Origin of the sequence: Streptomyces sp. NPDC048644 (genome assembly GCF_043199105.1) — a bacterium.
Taxonomy (GTDB): domain Bacteria; phylum Actinomycetota; class Actinomycetes; order Streptomycetales; family Streptomycetaceae; genus Streptomyces.
Genome location: NZ_JBICVO010000002.1, coordinates 143,476 through 160,192 on the forward strand (window position 1 = coordinate 143,476; position 16,717 = coordinate 160,192).

Sequence of the window (16,717 nt, forward strand, 5' to 3'; positions counted from 1 at the left end):
CCCCATGGCCGATGACGCATACGCCGATCCCGAACTCGCCGTGTGGTACGACACGTTCAACCCCTGGGGCGCGTCGGACGACTTCTCCCTCAACCTGGTGATGTCAGCGGGCGCCGTCCTGGACGTCGGCTGCGGCACGGGCACGCTGCTGCACCGCGCCCGGGAACGCGGCCACACGGGCAGACTGTGCGGTCTCGACCCGGCCGCGGCGATGCTCGACCGGGCACGCGCCAGGGGACGTACCGGGATCGAGTGGGTACACGGCGGCCTCGGCGACGGCCTCGGCCCCGGCGCGCTCCGCGGCTCCGGGCGGGGCCGCGGGTTCGACCTGATCGTGATGACCGGCCACGCCTTCCAGGTACTGCTCGACGACACGGCGCTGCACCACGCGCTGGCGTTCGTGCGCGGCGCGCTCGCCGATGGCGGCCGGTTCGCGTTCGAGACCCGCCACCCGTCGGCACGTCCGTGGGAGCGGTGGACCCCGGAGCACGCCGTGGAAGTGACCCGTCCGGACGGCGTCACCTGCCGCATCGAGCACCACGTCGAAACACCCGTCGACGGCGAACTGGTGCGTTTCACCACCACGTTCACCACATCCGGCCGGGAACGGCCCCGGACCGGCCGCAGCACACTGCGGTTCCTGCCACCCGCCGCGCTGTCCTCGTGCCTGACCGATGCGGGGCTGACGGCCGTGGCGCAGTACGGCGACTGGGACCGCAGCCCGCTGACGGAGTCGAGCCCGGAGATCATCACGCTCGCCGCCCGCGTTTCCCGGCGTCCCGCGCTCCGGGAGGGGAGACTGGCAGCGGGGCCGGCCGTCGGGTGAAAGGGGTCGTCATGTCGCAGCGCAGGGGTGTCTCGCGGGACGCCGTGCACCATCCGTTGTTCGCGCGCTGCTACGCGCGGTGCGGTGCCGCGGCCGATCAGCGGGCCGGGGTGGCGGAGTTGCGGCGTGCGCTGCTGTCGGGTGCCACCGGCCGGGTGATCGAGGTCGGTGCGGGCACCGGGCTGAACTTCGCGCACTATCCCGGGACGGTGTCGGAGGTGGTGGCGGTCGAGCCGGAGGCCACCCTGCGGCGGCTGGCGCGGGACGCGGCGGTGCGGGCTGACGTGCCGGTGGATCCGGTGCCCGGGGTCGCGGAGGCGCTGCCGGTCAAGAGCGAGGCGTTCGATGTGGCGGTGGCTTCGCTGGTGCTGTGTTCGGTGCGGGACGTGCGCAGGGCCCTGGCGGAGCTGCGGCGGGTGCTGCGGCCCGGCGGTGAGCTGCGCTTCTTCGAGCACGTACGGGCGGCGGGCGGCGGGCTTTCGGCGGTGCAGTGGACGCTGGACCATACGGTCTGGCCGACACTGATGGGCGGCTGTCACACCTGGCGGGATCCGCTCACCGAGATCCGGGCGGCAGGCTTCGAAGTGGTGCACGTCCGGCGGCTGAAGGTACCGGAGCGCGGGCCGACCCTGCCGACCTCGCCCGCGGTGCTGGGTACGGCGCGACGGCCGGTCGGCTGAGCGGGAGCGGTGGGCGGGAGCAAGCGGCGGGGAGGCGGAATCCAGCACCGGTCCGCGCTCCGCTCGTCCTCCGGCCGGTCAGACCGTCCAGCTGCGCAGTTCGTCGGCGATGGCGGGGAGTTCGGTGGTGCCGTCCTTGACCAGGCGGGCGAGGTCGCGGACGCGCTCCGGTGACGTGGTGACCTTCAGGCCGCTGGCGACGAGGTAGCCGTAGGCCACGGCGGTCGCGAACATCGCGTTCGAGCGGTCCAACGCCGGTACGCGCAGCAGCAGTTGGAGCAGGGCCGCGGCCCGGTCCTGGGGGTCGGTGTAGACGGGTACGCCGAGGATCTCCGCCTCGTGGCGGCTGACGGCGGCCACCAGGGCGCCCCAGTCGGTGATCGGGGGGTCTCCCGGGGTGTGCTGTTCGGCGATCAGGAGGAGCCAGGCGAGGTCGATGCGCAGGGTCACTTCTTGCCCGGATGTCCTTCCCGGCCCTGGGTCCTGCCGTGGCTGCTGCCGACGGCCGGATCGAGGCCGAATTCTTCGGCGAAGACGCGCTCGTACTGCTTCATGAAGTCGGATGCCGCCTCGACGAAGGTCTGGCCGACTTCTCCCGCGTCCTTGAGGACGAGTTCTTCGATATAGCGGTTCACGCTGACTCCCCGCTGCAGGGCTCGCTCCCGGGCCGCTTCGGCGGTGGCTTCGTCCACACGGACGTTCAATTGTGTCTTCGCCACGCTCCCAAGCTAGCGCGCATCCGCTAGCACGGGCAAGCGGTGCCGACCGGCGGCCCTCGGTCCCGTGCGCAGGGCGCGGATCACCGGCGGCACGCCCTGGAGGTGGGGCGGCGGTGCGCCGCGGCTCATGGGCGGTGCCGCTCCCCCGCGTACTGGAGGCGCTCCGCCGGGCCGGCCGCGGCTTCCGCGGTGTGCGGTGTGTGCGCCGCGGCGGGTCCGTGGCCTTCGCGCTCGTCTCCGTCGTCCCGCGGCCGGGTGCCGGCGCCGCCCGGTGTCCTGGCCAGCGCGTGCACGCACAGGCCGACGACGATGAGCGCGAGCCCGAGCCAGCCGGTGAGCGCGGGCGCCGCGATGCCCACCACGAGGGCCTCGCCGAGCAGGGTGAAGGGCACCTCGGCCGCCTGGGTCGCCTCGACGGCGCCCAGTGCGGCGGGTTCGTGGCGCACCAGGTCGGTGGCGCGGAAGAAGAGGGTGGTGGCCACGACTCCCGAGACCAGGGCGACGATCAGGCACTGCACCAGTTGGCTGCCGGGCGGCGGTCCCTGCGTCGCCGCCGCCGTGCCCGCCAGCACGATCCACAGCGGGAGCGAGCCGAGTGTCATCGCCAGGGTGCGCTGGACGCCGTCGAGCCCGTCGAGGCCGAGCAGTCTGCGGTTGCCCAGCGGGTAGGCGACGGCGGCGACCGCGACCGGCAGGACGACCTTGAGGGCGGTGAGCGCTCCGGTGCCTTCCGCGTGCTGGAGCTGGGCCAGGACGACACCGGCGACGATCAGGGCCGAGACGCCGACGGTGCGCAGCGGCACCCGGCCACCGCCGAGTGCGCCGATGGCGATGCCCGCGACGATCACCAACTGCCAGGTGGAGGCGACCAGCCAGCCGGCACCCGCCTCGCCCGCCCAGGTCAGCGGCGCGTAGAAGAGGCCGAAGCCGACCGTCGACCAGATGAGCCAGACGGCGGGCCTGGCGCGCAGGCTGCGCAGGACGCCGGGCAGCCCGCCGCGCACGGCGACCAGGACGGTCAGCGGGACGACCATGAACAAGTAGCGCAGGCTGGTGCTCCAGAGCCACGATCCGCCGGACACGCTCATCCAGCGGTTGAGCACGAAGGTCGTCGCGAAGCAGGCGGCGGCGACGATGCCGAGCACCATGGGGCCGGCCACGCCGCCCCTGCGGACGGGCGCGGGGGCCGCGCCATGGTCATGGGCGGATATCGGCACCGCGTCTCCCGCTGTCCTTCGCCGGACGGCGGGCGCTGCTCACCCGCCGATTGACATCTGAAATGTTAGTTGGCCTTCACGGGCCTCCGGCGGCGGGGTGGCCGGTCCTGCGGGCGGCGGCCACAACTTAGGATCGGGGCGTGACCGCACTGGAACCGGTGCCGAGAAGGCTGCTGCGCGACCGGGCCTACGACGCGCTGCTGGAAGCCATCGTCTCCGGCGAACTCTCCCCCGGGCAGAAGCTCAGCGACGCCCAGCTCGCCGAGCAGCTCGGCCTCTCCCGCGCCCCCGTCCGGCAGGCACTCGCCCGGCTGGCCGACGAGCGCCTGGTGGTCTCCAAACCGCAGAGCTACACACGGGTGGCGCCGGTCGTCGAGCAGGAGATCCGCGACGCGCTCGCGGTCGTCCGGGCGCTGCACGCGCTCGCCGTACGCGAGGCGGTCCCGCGTCTGACCGAGGCACATCTGACGCGGATGCGGGACGCCAACGACGCGTTCGTGCGCGCACTGGACGCCGAGGACGCGTCGGCGGCCATCGCCGCGGACGACGCGCTGCACGCCGTCCCGATCGAGGTGTGCGGCAACCGCGCGCTCGCCGAGACGATCGGCCGCTACACCCCGCTGCTGCGCAGGCTGGAGCGGCGGCGCTTCTCCGGTGCCGCGGCGCGCGCGTCCGCCGCGCGGCACGACGCGTTGATCGCGGCCTGCGCGGCGGGGGCGACGGACGAGGCCGTGGAGCTGTCGGGCGAGATCTGGGGTGGCCTGGAACTGACGGGGTGAGGCCCGCGGACGGGCCCGGCACCCGCGGCCGGATCCGGACGGCATATCCGGGGGCGGCCTCCGGTTTTCCGTCGCGGCATGGTTCCATGGGCGCGGCAGTCCGCGGCACCAAGGGTCGCGGGCGTCACATTCCCAGGGGGTCTCATGTCACGTCCGTTCCGCTTCGGCCTCAACATACTCAGCATCGACTCCGGTCCCGCCTGGCGCGAGAAGTGCCGCAGGGGCGAGGAGTTGGGCTACGACGTGCTGCTCGTTCCCGATCACCTCGGCTGCCCCGCGCCGTTCCCCGCGCTGGTCGCGGCGGCCGAGGCGACCGAACGGCCGCGTGTGGGCACCTTCGTGCTCAACACCGGCTTCTTCAACCCCGCGCTGCTCGCCCGCGAGGTGGCCACCACCGACGCGCTCACCGACGGACGTCTCGAACTGGGCCTCGGTACCGGGTACATACGCGCCGAGCACGACGAAGCCGGGCTGCCCTGGGGCTCACCCGGTGAGCGTGTGGACCATCTGACGCACACCGTCGAGGAGTTGGACCGGCTGCTCGGCGACCCCGCATACGCGCCGAAGTCCGCCCAGCGGCCCCGTCCCCCGCTGCTCATCGGCGGCAACGGCCCGCGGATGCTGCGGCTGGCCGCGAAGCACGCCCAGATCGCGGCGTTCAGCGGCGGACGGCAGGCGCCGGGAAAGCCCGAAGGCACCTTGGAACTGCTCTCCGCCGAGCAGGTGGCCGCATCGGTGGCCAGGTACCAGGAGTTCGCGGCAGACCGTGCCGAGCCGGCGGAGCTGAACATCCTCGTGCAGCAGGTGCTGGTCACCGACGACCGCAGGGCCGCCGCCCGCGAGTTCGCGGCGCACGGCGTCGGTCTCGACGAGGACCAGGTGCTGCACGCCCCGACCGTGCTGATCGGCACCCCGGAGCAGATGGCCGATCAGCTGCGGGAACGCCGCGAGCGGTACGGCTTCTCCTACATCACCGTCCTGGACCCGTTCATGGAGGCATTCGCCCCGGTGATCGCGGAACTCCAGGGCAGCTGAGCGCGACGGGAGAAGGCGGCGCGAGCGCACCCCGCCGCCCCTCCCCCTCCGTACGGAAATCATTCGCCCGACGCGTCGGCGCTCTGGTTGGCTCGCCGGATGAGCGATCTTCACATCCGTCACGCCCATCTCTCCGACATCGACGCCGTGTTGCAGTTCTGGCGCAGCGCCGCGGAGGGGACGAGCATCAGCGACGACCACGACGGGATGACCAGGCTTCTGACCAGAGACCCCGAAGCCCTGCTGCTCGCCGAGCGCGACGGGTCGCTCGTGGGAACGGTCATCGCCGGATTCGACGGCTGGCGGTGCTCCGCCTACCGGCTGGCCGTGCACCCGGACTTCCGTCGGCAGGGCATAGCCACCGCCCTGCGGGAAGCGGCCGAACAGCGCTTCACCGCCCTGGGCGGGCGGCGCGTCGACGCCATGGTCCTGGAGGCCAACGAGCGGGCGCACCACGCATGGGCGGCAGGCGGCTACCACCGCGAGGACCACTGGCGGCGCTGGGTGAAACCGCTCTAGGAGCCGATGGGGCTCCGTTGCACGAAGGAGCGGAGCCCCGCCGCCGTCTCCCGAAGAACACCGCCCACACCCTCCCCTGCGGACCCCTGCCCGCCCTCCGCCTAAACATCGAGTGTATACATGCTGCACATAGTCAGCGGGTTCGCCGTCCGGCGCACCTCGTCACTCGATGTCACTCGATCCGGAGGATCCACGTGCTCAGGGCCAGTTCGAAGCTTCTCGCCCGGCAGAGAAACCGTCCCGGCGAGGTGCCGGACGCCGGGGGGAGCGGCCGGGGCGCACGACTGGCCGCCATCGACGGGCTGCGCCTGGTGGCAGCCGTCGCGGTCGCCGCCTACCACTACCTGGGCACCACCACCCCGCACTTCTGGGGCAAGGACGAACTCGGCGACTTCGCCCCCGCACTGCACGACATCAGCCGCTACGGCTGGCTGGGCGTCGAGGCGTTCTTCATCATCAGCGGCTTCGTCATCTGCATGAGCTGCTGGGGGCGCACCCCCGCGCAGTTCGTCGTCTCACGCGTCTCCCGGCTGTTCCCCGCCTACTGGTGCGCGGTGCTGCTCGTCATAGCCCTGGTCCTGACGGCCCGGGTCAGCCACCTGGAGGCCGCCACCCCCATCGACCTGCGGACGGTCCTCGGCAACCTGACGATGGCCCCGGGCCCGCTGGGGCTCTCCCTCATCGACGGCGTCGCCTGGACCCTCTGGGTGGAGGCCCGCTTCTACCTGCTGATCGCGGCCATGCTCTTCATCGGGCTCACCTACCGCCGCATGATCGCCTTCTGCGGAGCCTGGCTCACCCTCGCGATCATCGCCCGCGAACTCCACTCGCCGGTGCTCGACGAGTTCGTCATCAGCCAGTACGCGGGCCTGTTCATCACGGGAACGGCGCTCTATCTGATGCACAGGTTCGGGCAGAACCTGGTGCTGTGGCTGCTCGCCGGATTCGCCTGGTGCTTCGAACTCACCGTGCTCAACGACCGGGTGGCCGGCCACGCGGCGAAGCCCGCCGAGGGAGGCGCGCTCTCCTGGGCCGTCTGCGCCGCCCTGCTGACCCTCTTCCTCGTCGTGCTCGCGCTCGCCGGATTCGGCCCGCTGGCCCGCATACGGTGGCGCTGGCTCGTGACGGCGGGCGCGCTGACCTACCCCTTCTATCTGGTGCACCAGAGCATCGGCATACCCGTGGCCAAGGGACTCCTGAAGGTGGTTCCCGCACTCGGCCCCCTGCCGTCGATAGCGGTCGCCCTCGCCTTCTCCCTGCTGCTCTCGGCCGCCATCTACCGCACGGTCGACGGGCCGGTCGGCCGGATGCTGCGGCGCCACCTCACCCGCGGCATGAGCCCTCAGGACCGAAGGGTGGCCACGGCGGCGCCGGAGAAGGCCGAGCGGAGCGCCGCCGTACCGCAGTTGACCGCTCCCGGAGGGCCGCCGAAGGGACCGGAAACCGAGCCGGAGGCACACGGCGTCGGCAGCAACGCCTGAACCGGACGCCCGTCGTCACCCCCGCCGGGCGGCGCCGACCGGTGCCCGCCCGGCGTTCCGGATCCGTCCCGCGGGGCCCCGCCCGACCACCGGGAACTCGTCACACCGGCCTCACTTTGCTGGTCCTTTACCATGGTGGGATCCCCATTCCGCCGAGGAAAGGGGATTCCCCTCCCCCAGTGAAAGGTGTGTGAGCGTCCAGCCATGGGCGAACCTCCCAGTTGCCGAGCACGCTTGCGACAGAGCGCGAACCTCCCGATCCTGTTCGATCATGGGACGGAGGTGACCCGATGACCGAGCTGCTTCTCCTGGCCCTGGCGCTCCTCCTGACTCTGGCCTGCGGCGTCTTCGTCGCGGCCGAGTTCTCGCTGACGACCGTCGAGCGCAGCGACCTCGAACGCGCCGTGGAGCGCGGCGAGCGCGGCGCGGACAGTGCGCTCAAGGCCGTCCGCCGCCTCACCTTCCAGCTCTCCGGCGCGCAGCTCGGCATCACCGTGACCGGCCTGGTCATCGGCATGCTGTCCAAGCCGGCCATCGCCGCTCTCCTCGCCGGGCCGCTCACCTCGGCGGGGCTGCCGCGCTCCGCCGCGGATTCGGCGGCACTGGTCCTGGGCACCGTGCTCTCCACCGTCGTCCTGATGGTGATCGGCGAGCTGGTGCCCAAGAACTGGGCGATCTCCAGCCCGCTGGCCCTCGCCAAGCGGGTCTCCGGCGCCCAGCGCGCGTTCAGTGCGGCCTTCGGCCCGCTGATCGCCCACCTCAACACCACCGCGAACCACATGGTGCGCCGGATGGGCCTGGAGCCCGCCGAGGAGCTGGCCTCCGCCCGCGGACCGCAGGAACTGGTGGCGCTCGCCCGGCACTCCGCGAAGGAGGGCGCCCTGGAGCCGGACACCGCCGAGCTGTTCGTCCGCACCCTCAACCTCTCCGACCTCACGGCCGAGAACGTCATGACACCGCGGGTCCAGGTGACCGCCCTGGAGGTGCAGGCCACCGCCGAGGACGTCGCGAACGCGACCCGGGCGACCGGCCTGTCCCGCTTCCCCGTCTACCGCGGCAGCCTGGACAGCGTCGTCGGCGTCGCCCACATCAAGGACGTCCTCGCCATCCCCGCCGAGCTGCGCCGCCGCCGCCCGGTGTCCGAGCTGCTGCGCGAACCACTGCTGGTACCCGAGACCCTGCCCGTCGACCGCCTCCTCGACCGGCTGTCCGGCAAGCGCACGATGGCCGTGGTGATCGACGAGTACGGCGGCACGGCCGGCGTGGCGACGCTTGAGGACATCGTCGAGGAGGTCGTCGGCGAGGTACGCGACGAGCACGACCCGCTGGAGACCCCCGACCTGGCCGCGGCCGGCACCGACGCGGACGGCCGCGACGTCTATCACGCCGACGGCGCCGCCCGCACCGACCAGCTCGCGCGCATCGGTCTGCGGCTGCCCGACGGGCCGTACGAGACGCTGGCCGGCGTGATCGCCACCGAACTCGGCCGCATCCCGGCGTCCGGCGACACCCTGGAGGTGGCCGACTGGACGATGGACGTGCTGGACGCGTCGGGCCACCGCGCGGCGCGGGTGCTGCTGCACGCGCCGCCCGCCGGGAGCGGGGAAGCCGACGACGAGGAGGCGGCCCGATGACCGCGCTGCAACTCTTCGTCGGCCTGCTGACCCTGGTCGTCAACGCCTTCTTCGTCGGCGCCGAGTTCGCGCTGATCTCGGTCCGCCGCAGCCAGATCGAACCGCACGCCGACGCGGGCGACCGGCGCGCGACGAGCGTGCTGTGGGGCCTCCAGCACGTCTCGGCGCTGCTGGCCGCCGCGCAGCTGGGCATCACGCTGTGCACCCTGGTGCTGGGCGCGGTCGCCGAACCTGCCATCGCGCATCTCCTGGAGCCGCTGTTCCACGCCGTGTCCGTACCGGACGCGCTGATCCACACCATCTCGTTCGTCATCGCGCTGGCGGTCGCGACGTATCTGCACATGCTCTTCGGCGAGATGGTGCCGAAGAACGTGGCGCTGGCGGAGCCGGTGCGCACCGCCCTGCTGCTCGGCCCGCCGCTGGTGGCGCTGACCCGGGCGCTGCGGCCGGCGATCTTCACGGTCAACACGCTGGCGAACGGGCTGCTCAAGCTGTTGCGGGTGGAGACCAGGGACGAGGTCGCCGCGACGTTCTCCGACGACCAGCTCGCGAAGATGGTCGAGGACTCGCGCGATGCCGGGCTGCTGGACGACCGGGCCAAGGAGCGCCTGCGGGACGCCCTGGAGCTGGGCCGCCGCCCGGTCCGCGATGTGGTGCTGCCGGTCGAGAAGGTCGTGTCGGCGGGTCTTGGCATCACCCCCGACGGTCTGGAGCGGCTGGCCGGCGCCTCCGGCTTCTCGCGGTTCCCCGTCGTCGACGACACCGGCCGCATCCTCGGCTATCTGCACGTCAAGGACGCGCTGGACGCCACTCCGCGCGAGGTGCCGTTCCCGGTCGGCGCCATGCGCCCGATCGCCCGGGTGCGGGCCGCGACGCCGCTGGACGACGTGCTGACCGCGATGCGCAGCTCGCGGACGCACCTGGCCGCGGTGATCGGCGACGCCGGGACGCTGGCCGGTCTGGTGTCGATGGAGGACGTGCTGCGCGAGCTGGTGCTCCAGCGGCCCGCCGGCTGACCCCGCCCGGGGTGGCACCGCCCCCGTGCCGCCCCGGGCCACCCCCCGTCTGACCGATCGGTTGGTTTACTGACCGATCGGTTGGACGTGCCGCCGTCACACCGCCGGTCACCCGTCCCGGGACTCCGGCGACGGGACCGAGGCGAGGGGGCACACGTGGAACGCACGACATGCTGCATCGTGGGCGGCGGGCCCGCCGGGATGATGCTCGGCCTGCTGCTGGCCAGGGCCGGGATCCGGGTGACCGTCCTGGAGAAGTACCGGGACTTCCTGCGCGACTTCCGCGGCGACACCGTCCACCCGTCGACCCTGCGCCTGCTCGACGAACTCGGTCTCGGCGAGGAGTTCGCCCGGATCCCGTTCCCGCGGCTCGCGGAGATGCGCCACCAGATCGGCGGCACGACGGTGGTGATGGCCGACCTGCGGCACCTCCCCGGCCGACACCCGTACATCGCGATGGACCCGCAGTGGGACTTCCTCAGCCTGCTGGCCGGCGCCGCCGCCAAGGAACCGTCGTTCGAACTGCGGATGCGGACGCAGGTCACCGCGCTGCGCACCGCGGACGGCCGGGTGACCGGCGTCCGCTACCTCGACGAGGACGGCAGGCCGGGCGAGCCGGCCGCCGACCTCACGTTCGCCTGCGACGGCCGGGACTCGGTGGTACGCACCGCGGCGGGGCTGCGCCAGGAGAGCTTCGACGTGCCGATGGACGTCTGGCAGCTGCGGGTGGACGCACCGCCCGACGCGCTCAAGGCCGGCCGGGTCTTCGCCGGGTTCGGCGGTGGGCAGGCGGCCGTGACGATGGACCGGGGCACGTACTTCCAGACCTCGTACCTGATCCCGCAAGGGCCGCGACGCCGATCTGCGCGCACAGGACATCCAGTGGCTGCGGGAGCGGCTCGGCGCGCTCTTCGGGTGGGGCGACGAGGTGACCGGCACGATCGGGTCCTGGGACGACGTGAAGCTGCTCCAGGTCACCTTCGGGCGGCTGCGGCGCTGGTACCGGCCGGGGCTGCTGTGCCTCGGGGACGCGGCGCACACCATGTCGCCGGTCGGCGGCGTCGGCGTCAATCTCGCGCTGCAGGACGCGGTGGCCACAGCCAGGATCCTCGCAGGACCGCTGCGCGCGGGCACCGTCGGCACCCGCGAGCTGGCCCGCGTACAGCGCCGCCGGGAGTCCCCGCTGACCGTCGCCCAGAAGGCCCAGCAGACCGAACACGCGCTGATCTCCGCCGCCCTGGACGGCACCCTCGACGAACACCGGCTGCCGGTGATGCTCCGGCTGCTGCGCCGGGTGCCGCCGCTGCGCACGGTCACCGGCCACCTGGGCGCCATCGGGGTACGCCCCGAGCACGCGCCGGGCTTCGCCAGGCCGGGCGGCGCACCGGTCAGGAGAGGCGCTCGATCGCGCAGAGGGTGAAGGTCTCCAGCTCGTCGGCGGCGGCGTCCAGGTCGAGGTCGGGGTGGACCAGCCAGTGTGCGATCACGCCGTCGATCGCGCCGCCGATGGCCAGGGCGACGGCCCGGGTGTCGAACTGCCGCAGCCGGCCGGCTTCCTGGCCTGCCGCGAGCAGCGCGGCGAGGGTCTGCCAGCGCGCGTGGGTGTCGTGCGACCCGGGGGTCTTCAGCCGGGTGCCGCCCTCGTCGTCGAGCAGCATCTCGGTGATCACGCGGACGTGGCGCCGGTTGGCCTGCTGGTAGCCGATCATCGCGCGGACGTAGGCGACCACCGCGTCCAGGGGGTCGCTCTCGCGTGCCACCCGCTCGGACACGTACGCGCCGAAGCGGTCGAGTACCTGGGCCAGGGTGGCGCCGGTGAGGTTGTCCTTGGAGGAGAAGTGATAGAGGACGGCGGCCTTGGAGAGGCCGGCGCGTTCGGCGATGGCGGCGAGCGAGGTCGCCGGGTAGCCGCGGGTGGAGATCAGATCGATGGTGCACTCGATCAGCTGCTGCTTGCGGGCCTGCTCGGTGAAGGACGGCGTACCGCTCTCCGCGCCGCGGCGGGGCGTCGTCGCGAACCCACCCTCTGTCTTTCTCGTACGCCGGTGCTGGTGGGCGCGCACCGGACGACAGCCGACCGTACACCGCGGGATAGGATCTCCGCGCCATGGAGATGAATGCCCACTACACCAGTTTCGTCGCGGTCGGCGACAGCTTCACCGAGGGAATGTCCGACGGATTGCCGGACGGCTCCTACCGCGGCTGGGCCGACCTGCTCGCCGCCCGGCTGGCCGCCCGCGCCCCCGGATTCCGGTACGCCAACCTCGCCGTACGCGGCAAGCTCATCGGACAGATCCTCGACGACCAGGCGGGGCCCGCGGCGGCCATGGGCGCCGACCTGGTCACACTCGTCGGCGGCCTCAACGACGTGCTGCGCCCGAAGTGCGATGTGGACCAGGTCTGCGAGCGGTTCGCCGCGGCGGCACAGGTGCTGGCCGGGGGCGGCGGGCAGATGGTGCTGATGCGCAGCCCCGGCCGCCAGGGGCCGGTCCTGGAACGCTTCCGGCCGCGGATGGAGCAGCTGTTCGCGCACATCGACGCGGTGGCCGAACGGCACGGCGCGGTGGTCGTGGACCTCTACGCGTCCCGGGCGCTGGCCGACCCGCGGATGTGGGCCGACGACCGGCTGCACCTCAATGCCGAGGGGCACCGCAGGGTCGCGGAGGCCGTCTGGCAGGCGCTGGGCCTCGACGCCGCCGCGGACTGGGACGCACCGCTGCCCGCCGCCCTGCCGCCCGGCTGGCGTGCCCGGCGCTCCGCTGACCTGCGGTTCGCCCGCGAGCATCTGGTGCCGTGGATCGGCCGCCGGCTCAGCGGGCGCTCGTCGGGCGACGGCCGGCCGGCCAAGCGGCCCGAACTGGTGCCGTACGAAGGCTGATCCAGGGCCAGCCGCTGCGACCGGCGGCGGCCCGGATCCGTGCCGGGCGAACGGGCCCGCACCCGGCGGGCAGGCCCCGGACCTGGAGGAACGTACAGCCGGGACCGGGGTGCCCCTTGTGTGGGCACCTCTGAACCGCCAGTAGACTCTGGCCACGTGACTGTGTCTGCGAAGCCTCGCATCCCCAATGTCCTGGCCGGCCGCTACGCCTCCACGGAGCTGGCCGTGCTGTGGTCCCCCGAGTACAAGGTCAAGCTGGAGCGCAAGCTGTGGCTTGCCGTACTCCGTGCCCAGAAGGACCTGGGGGTGGAGGTTCCCGAGCAGGCCCTGGCGGACTACGAGCGGGTCCTGGACAACGTCGACCTGGCTTCGATCGCGGAGCGCGAGAAGGTCACCCGGCACGACGTCAAGGCGCGGATCGAGGAGTTCAACGCCCTCGCGGGCCACGAGCAGGTCCACAAGGGCATGACCTCCCGCGACCTGACCGAGAACGTCGAGCAGCTCCAGGTGCGGCTCTCTCTTGAGCTGATGCGCGACCGCAGCGTCGCCGTGCTGGCCCGTCTCGGCTCGCTGGCCGCCCAGCACGCCGAGCTGGTCATGGCCGGCCGCTCGCACAACGTCGCCGCGCAGGCCACCACACTCGGCAAGCGCTTCGCGACCGCCGCCGACGAGCTGCTGGTGGCGTACGGACGGCTGGACGACCTGCTGTCGCGCTACCCGCTGCGCGGCATCAAGGGCCCGGTCGGCACCGCCCAGGACATGCTCGACCTGCTGGGCGGCGACTCCGCCAAGCTCGCCGATCTGGAGCAGCGGATCGCGGGCCACCTCGGCTTCGGCCGGGCGTTCACCTCCGTCGGCCAGGTCTACCCGCGCTCGCTCGACTACGACGTGGTCACCTCGCTGGTCCAGCTCGCCGCCGCGCCGTCCTCGCTCGCCAAGACGATCCGGCTGATGGCCGGGCACGAGCTGGTCACCGAGGGCTTCAAGCCCGGCCAGGTCGGCTCGTCGGCGATGCCGCACAAGATGAACACCCGCTCCTGCGAGCGCGTCAACGGCCTGATGGTGATCCTGCGCGGCTACGCGTCGATGACCGGTGAGCTGTCCGGTGACCAGTGGAACGAGGGCGACGTGTCCTGCTCCGTGGTCCGCCGGGTCGCACTGCCGGACGCGTTCTTCGCCCTGGACGGTCTGCTGGAGACCTTCTTGACGGTGCTCGACGAGTTCGGTGCCTTCCCCGCCGTCGTCGCCCGCGAGCTGGACCGCTACCTGCCGTTCCTCGCCACCACCAAGGTCCTGATGGGCGCCGTGCGCGCCGGTGTGGGCCGCGAGGAGGCACACGAAGCGATCAAGGAGAACGCGGTCGCCTCGGCGCTGGCCATGCGCGAGCAGGGTGCCGAGCGCAACGAACTCCTCGACAAGCTGGCCGCCGACGCGCGCATCCCGCTCGACAAGGCGCAGCTGGACGCGCTGATGGCGGACAAGCTGTCCTTCACCGGCGCCGCCGCCGACCAGGTGGCGTCCGTCGTGGGCCGCATCGCGGAGATCACCGAGCGGCACCCGGAGGCCGCCGCTTACACCCCCGGATCGATCCTCTGATCCGGCCCGCCGGCGAGGACCATCTCTGACATGGGCTACTCCCCCGAAGAGCTGCAGGCCGCTCGCGACCGTCTCGTTCCTGACGTGACGGCGAGCGGCCTGCGGGTTCTCTTCTGTGGCATCAACCCCGGGCTGATGACGGCGGTCACCGGGCACCACTTCGCCCGGCCAGGCAACCGTTTCTGGCCCGTCCTGCACGCGGCGGGCTTCACGCCCCGCGTCCTCAAGCCCGCCGAGCAGGGCGAGTTGCCCGCCTACGGCCTCGGCATCACCAACGTCGTGGCGCGGGCGACCGCCAAGGCCGACGAGCTGACGGCGGCCGAGTACCGCGAGGGCGGGCGGCTGCTGGCCGAGAAGGTCGCCCGGCTGCGGCCACAGTGGCTGGCCGTCGCCGGGGTCACCGCCTACCGCGTCGCCTTCGGCGACAAGCACGCCGCGATCGGTCCCCAGCAGCGGACCCTGGGCAGCACCCGCATCTGGGCGCTGCCCAACCCCAGCGGCCTCAACGCCCATTGGACGCTCGCGGCCATGGCCGATGAGTACGGCAGGCTGCGCGCGGCGGCCTTCGGCGACGGGGAACCCGTGCCGCACCAGATGCACGGGGCCGAGGGCTCGTAGCCACGGGCCGTCGGTGGACGTCCCGTTCGCGGCCCGGCCGGGGCATGGCCTTGAGTCTCCAGTGACTGGAGACAGCAGAGTGGGGGACATGAACGCGACGACCCTCTACTCGATCGGGGAGCTTTCCCGGCGGACCGGCTTGCCCGTGCGGACCATCCGGTTCTACTCCGATTCGGGGGTGGTGGCGCCGACCACCCGAAGTCCCGCCGGTTACCGGCTCTACGACGTCGACGCACTGCATCGTCTGGAACTCCTCCGCACACTGCGCGAGTTGGGCATGGACCTGGCCACGATTCAACGGGTACTGGACCGCGAGCTCTCGGTGGCGGAAGTCGCCGCGGCGCACGCCGACGCCATGGACGTCCAGATCCGGGTGCTGCAACTGCGTCGGAGCGTTCTGCGCGTCGTGGCCGGACGCGGGTCCGATCCCGAGGAGACCAAGCTCATGCACAGGCTCACGCAGTTGTCCGGCGAGGAACGCCGGCGTGTGATCGACGATTTCGTGGAGGGCACCTTCGGCACGGTGGCTGCCGACCCCGCCGCGGTGGCCATGGTTCGCGCTGCCACTCCCGACCTCCCCGACGATCCGTCCGGCGAGCAGGTCGCCGCGTGGGTGGAGCTCGCCGAGCTGGTCGGCGACGAGGACTTCCGGGCCCGGATGCGCCGGACGGCCAGGTGTCAGGCCGCCGGGCGCACGCTCGGCATCGAGAGCGAGGCCGGCGGGGAACTGATGGAGTTCACCCGCCAGAAGGCGGCCGAGGCCATGGAGTCGGGCATCGACCCGCTCAGCGACAGGGCCGCACCCGTCATCGACGACCTCGTGCACCGCTTCGCCGAGGTGTTCGCGCGCACCCCTGACACGGAATTCCGGGACTGGATGGCCCAGCGGTTCGAAGAAGCGCACGACCCCAGGGTGGACCGGTACTGGCGGCTGGTGTGGATCGTCAACGGCTGGCAGGTGGTACCGAACCTGACCCCGGTGTATCCCTGGCTCGTCCAGGCCCTGCGCAATGACCGCGACGCATAGTCACCGCAGGGGAGACCGCCCCGGATCCCTGAATATCCAGGGTCTGTCGGCCGCGCCGAGCCTCCCCTCCCCCGTGGCCGCCAGCACCTGGGCCGGCAGCTCGGGACCGCCGTAGCCGGCGCCGAGCGCCACCCAGCGGCGGCCGGCCTGCCAGACCGACAGCCGGTCGGCCGCCGCGCTCAGGACGTCGAGCGGCGGCCGGACCGGCAGGCCCTGCGCCACCCTCTCCAGGGTTCCCGTCAGGTCCACTTCCTCGGGCTCGCCCCACCGTAAGGACAGGACGGCGGTCAGCGCCTCCAGTTGGGCCGTGCCGTCCTCGCGTATCCCCTGCGCATCCGCCGGATCGGCGTCCCACGCCGGAGGGCAGGTCCACAGACTCGTCAGATGGAAGCCGGGCCCGCTCTCGCCCGTCGGGGACCGCTCCCTGCCCTCGGGGAACGGCCGTTGCCTGAGCCGGTCCAGCTCCGCGAGGCCGCGGGCGGTGGGGTGGTGAGGCCACGCTTCGTTCGTCATGCCCTCAGTAAACAGCGGGGGTCTGACAATTGGCCGCCCGTCAGGACGACGGCCGGGCGAGCGCGGGGCGGCCGGAGGGGCCGCAGAGCCGTCCCGCGCGGCGGCCCGGCGCGTTCCCCGGAGCCGCCGGGGCTCGCCGCGCAACCCGCTGACCGGCTACGATCCGCCACACACGCGAG

18 protein-coding genes and 1 pseudogene are annotated in these 16,717 nt (G+C 72.5%); 14 read left to right on the plus strand and 5 right to left on the minus strand.

Translation table 11 applies throughout. The features are described from left to right. Window positions 1-4: 4 nt before the first annotated feature. Both ACGFNI_RS04705 and ACGFNI_RS04710 read left to right on the plus strand, forming a co-directional pair. On the plus strand, window positions 5-826 hold the full coding sequence (locus ACGFNI_RS04705) for a class I SAM-dependent methyltransferase (RefSeq protein WP_393680574.1): 822 nt from the start codon (window positions 5-7) through the stop codon (window positions 824-826). An 11-nt stretch (window positions 827-837) separates the two neighbouring features. After that, window positions 838-1,506, plus strand: a complete 669-nt coding sequence (locus ACGFNI_RS04710) for a class I SAM-dependent methyltransferase (protein WP_393680576.1) — start codon at window positions 838-840, stop codon at window positions 1,504-1,506. Between the two features lie 78 nt (window positions 1,507-1,584). Here the strand turns inward: ACGFNI_RS04710 and ACGFNI_RS04715 are convergent, their stop codons facing one another. The 3 genes from ACGFNI_RS04715 to ACGFNI_RS04725 all read right to left on the minus strand — a co-directional run bounded on the left by ACGFNI_RS04715 (window position 1,585) and on the right by ACGFNI_RS04725 (window position 3,442). Continuing rightward, entirely contained in the window at window positions 1,585-1,956 is a 372-nt protein-coding gene (locus tag ACGFNI_RS04715) for a fic family toxin-antitoxin system, toxin component (protein WP_393680578.1), read from the minus strand. Continuing rightward, window positions 1,953-2,225, minus strand: coding sequence for a hypothetical protein (locus ACGFNI_RS04720; RefSeq protein ID WP_393680580.1), 273 nt, complete (start codon window positions 2,223-2,225; stop codon window positions 1,953-1,955). Before ACGFNI_RS04720 ends, ACGFNI_RS04715 begins: the two co-directional genes overlap by 4 nt. Window positions 2,226-2,350: 125 nt before the next feature. Beyond that, the gene (locus ACGFNI_RS04725; protein ID WP_393680582.1) at window positions 2,351-3,442 is read right to left on the minus strand and encodes a multidrug resistance efflux transporter family protein; all 1,092 of its coding nucleotides are present in this window, start codon (window positions 3,440-3,442) and stop codon (window positions 2,351-2,353) included. 140 nt (window positions 3,443-3,582) lie between these two features. On the opposite strand from ACGFNI_RS04725, the gene ACGFNI_RS04730 reads away from it, so the two are divergent. From ACGFNI_RS04730 to ACGFNI_RS04765, 8 genes and pseudogenes are all read left to right on the plus strand, one after another. Then, window positions 3,583-4,221, plus strand: coding sequence for a GntR family transcriptional regulator (locus ACGFNI_RS04730; RefSeq protein WP_393680584.1), 639 nt, complete (start codon window positions 3,583-3,585; stop codon window positions 4,219-4,221). Between the two features lie 144 nt (window positions 4,222-4,365). Further along, window positions 4,366-5,256, plus strand: a complete 891-nt coding sequence (locus tag ACGFNI_RS04735; protein WP_393680586.1) for an LLM class F420-dependent oxidoreductase — start codon at window positions 4,366-4,368, stop codon at window positions 5,254-5,256. Between the two features lie 99 nt (window positions 5,257-5,355). Beyond that, window positions 5,356-5,775, plus strand: coding sequence for a GNAT family N-acetyltransferase (locus ACGFNI_RS04740; protein ID WP_393680588.1), 420 nt, complete (start codon window positions 5,356-5,358; stop codon window positions 5,773-5,775). 194 nt (window positions 5,776-5,969) lie between these two features. Next, entirely contained in the window at window positions 5,970-7,256 is a 1,287-nt protein-coding gene (locus tag ACGFNI_RS04745) for an acyltransferase family protein (protein WP_393680590.1), read from the plus strand. A 290-nt stretch (window positions 7,257-7,546) separates the two neighbouring features. Then, window positions 7,547-8,890, plus strand: coding sequence for a hemolysin family protein (locus tag ACGFNI_RS04750; protein ID WP_393680592.1), 1,344 nt, complete (start codon window positions 7,547-7,549; stop codon window positions 8,888-8,890). After that, window positions 8,887-9,906: a hemolysin family protein gene (locus tag ACGFNI_RS04755; RefSeq protein ID WP_393680593.1), complete on the plus strand. Its 1,020-nt coding sequence runs from the start codon at window positions 8,887-8,889 to the stop codon at window positions 9,904-9,906. The genes ACGFNI_RS04750 and ACGFNI_RS04755 overlap by 4 nt, the downstream gene beginning before the upstream one ends. 204 nt (window positions 9,907-10,110) lie before the next feature. Beyond that, window positions 10,111-10,605, plus strand: a pseudogene (locus ACGFNI_RS04760) (FAD-dependent monooxygenase); the annotation flags it as partial. Between the two features lie 229 nt (window positions 10,606-10,834). Then, complete coding sequence (locus tag ACGFNI_RS04765) at window positions 10,835-11,326, plus strand: FAD-dependent monooxygenase (protein WP_393680595.1); 492 nt, start codon at window positions 10,835-10,837, stop codon at window positions 11,324-11,326. On the opposite strand, the gene ACGFNI_RS04770 is transcribed toward ACGFNI_RS04765, so the two are convergent. Next, on the minus strand, window positions 11,295-11,969 hold the full coding sequence (locus tag ACGFNI_RS04770) for a TetR/AcrR family transcriptional regulator (protein WP_393680597.1): 675 nt from the start codon (window positions 11,967-11,969) through the stop codon (window positions 11,295-11,297). The two genes, ACGFNI_RS04765 and ACGFNI_RS04770, sit on opposite strands and share 32 nt — an antisense overlap. 44 nt (window positions 11,970-12,013) lie before the next feature. Between ACGFNI_RS04770 and ACGFNI_RS04775 the strand changes: the two genes are divergently transcribed. From ACGFNI_RS04775 to ACGFNI_RS04790, 4 genes are all read left to right on the plus strand, one after another. Continuing rightward, a complete protein-coding gene (locus ACGFNI_RS04775) occupies window positions 12,014-12,784 on the plus strand; it encodes an SGNH/GDSL hydrolase family protein (protein ID WP_393680599.1) in 771 nt (256 codons plus the stop codon). 162 nt (window positions 12,785-12,946) lie between these two features. Beyond that, window positions 12,947-14,380, plus strand: a complete 1,434-nt coding sequence (gene purB, locus ACGFNI_RS04780) for an adenylosuccinate lyase (protein ID WP_393681440.1) — start codon at window positions 12,947-12,949, stop codon at window positions 14,378-14,380. A gap of 30 nt (window positions 14,381-14,410) precedes the next feature. Further along, on the plus strand, window positions 14,411-14,998 hold the full coding sequence (gene mug, locus ACGFNI_RS04785) for a G/U mismatch-specific DNA glycosylase (RefSeq protein ID WP_393680601.1): 588 nt from the start codon (window positions 14,411-14,413) through the stop codon (window positions 14,996-14,998). An 88-nt stretch (window positions 14,999-15,086) separates the two neighbouring features. Further along, the gene (locus ACGFNI_RS04790; RefSeq protein ID WP_393680602.1) at window positions 15,087-16,025 is read left to right on the plus strand and encodes a MerR family transcriptional regulator; all 939 of its coding nucleotides are present in this window, start codon (window positions 15,087-15,089) and stop codon (window positions 16,023-16,025) included. Here ACGFNI_RS04790 and ACGFNI_RS04795 read toward each other — a convergent pair whose 3' ends face one another. After that, window positions 16,026-16,538 (minus strand): hypothetical protein, encoded by a 513-nt coding sequence (locus ACGFNI_RS04795; RefSeq protein WP_393680604.1) that lies wholly within the window; start codon window positions 16,536-16,538, stop codon window positions 16,026-16,028. Between the last annotated feature and the right edge of the window lie 179 nt (window positions 16,539-16,717).

Coding starts and splice junctions, on each gene's coding strand:
- ACGFNI_RS04735 (WP_393680586.1), top strand. CDS start 4,366: ATGTCACGTCCGTTCCGCTTCGGCCTCAACATACTCAGCATCGACTCC.
- ACGFNI_RS04755 (WP_393680593.1), top strand. CDS start 8,887: ATGACCGCGCTGCAACTCTTCGTCGGCCTGCTGACCCTGGTCGTCAAC.
- mug (WP_393680601.1), top strand. CDS start 14,411: ATGGGCTACTCCCCCGAAGAGCTGCAGGCCGCTCGCGACCGTCTCGTT.
- ACGFNI_RS04775 (WP_393680599.1), top strand. CDS start 12,014: ATGGAGATGAATGCCCACTACACCAGTTTCGTCGCGGTCGGCGACAGC.
- ACGFNI_RS04795 (WP_393680604.1), bottom strand. CDS start 16,538: ATGACGAACGAAGCGTGGCCTCACCACCCCACCGCCCGCGGCCTCGCG.
- ACGFNI_RS04740 (WP_393680588.1), top strand. CDS start 5,356: ATGAGCGATCTTCACATCCGTCACGCCCATCTCTCCGACATCGACGCC.
- ACGFNI_RS04790 (WP_393680602.1), top strand. CDS start 15,087: ATGAACGCGACGACCCTCTACTCGATCGGGGAGCTTTCCCGGCGGACC.
- ACGFNI_RS04705 (WP_393680574.1), top strand. CDS start 5: ATGGCCGATGACGCATACGCCGATCCCGAACTCGCCGTGTGGTACGAC.
- ACGFNI_RS04750 (WP_393680592.1), top strand. CDS start 7,547: ATGACCGAGCTGCTTCTCCTGGCCCTGGCGCTCCTCCTGACTCTGGCC.
- ACGFNI_RS04710 (WP_393680576.1), top strand. CDS start 838: ATGTCGCAGCGCAGGGGTGTCTCGCGGGACGCCGTGCACCATCCGTTG.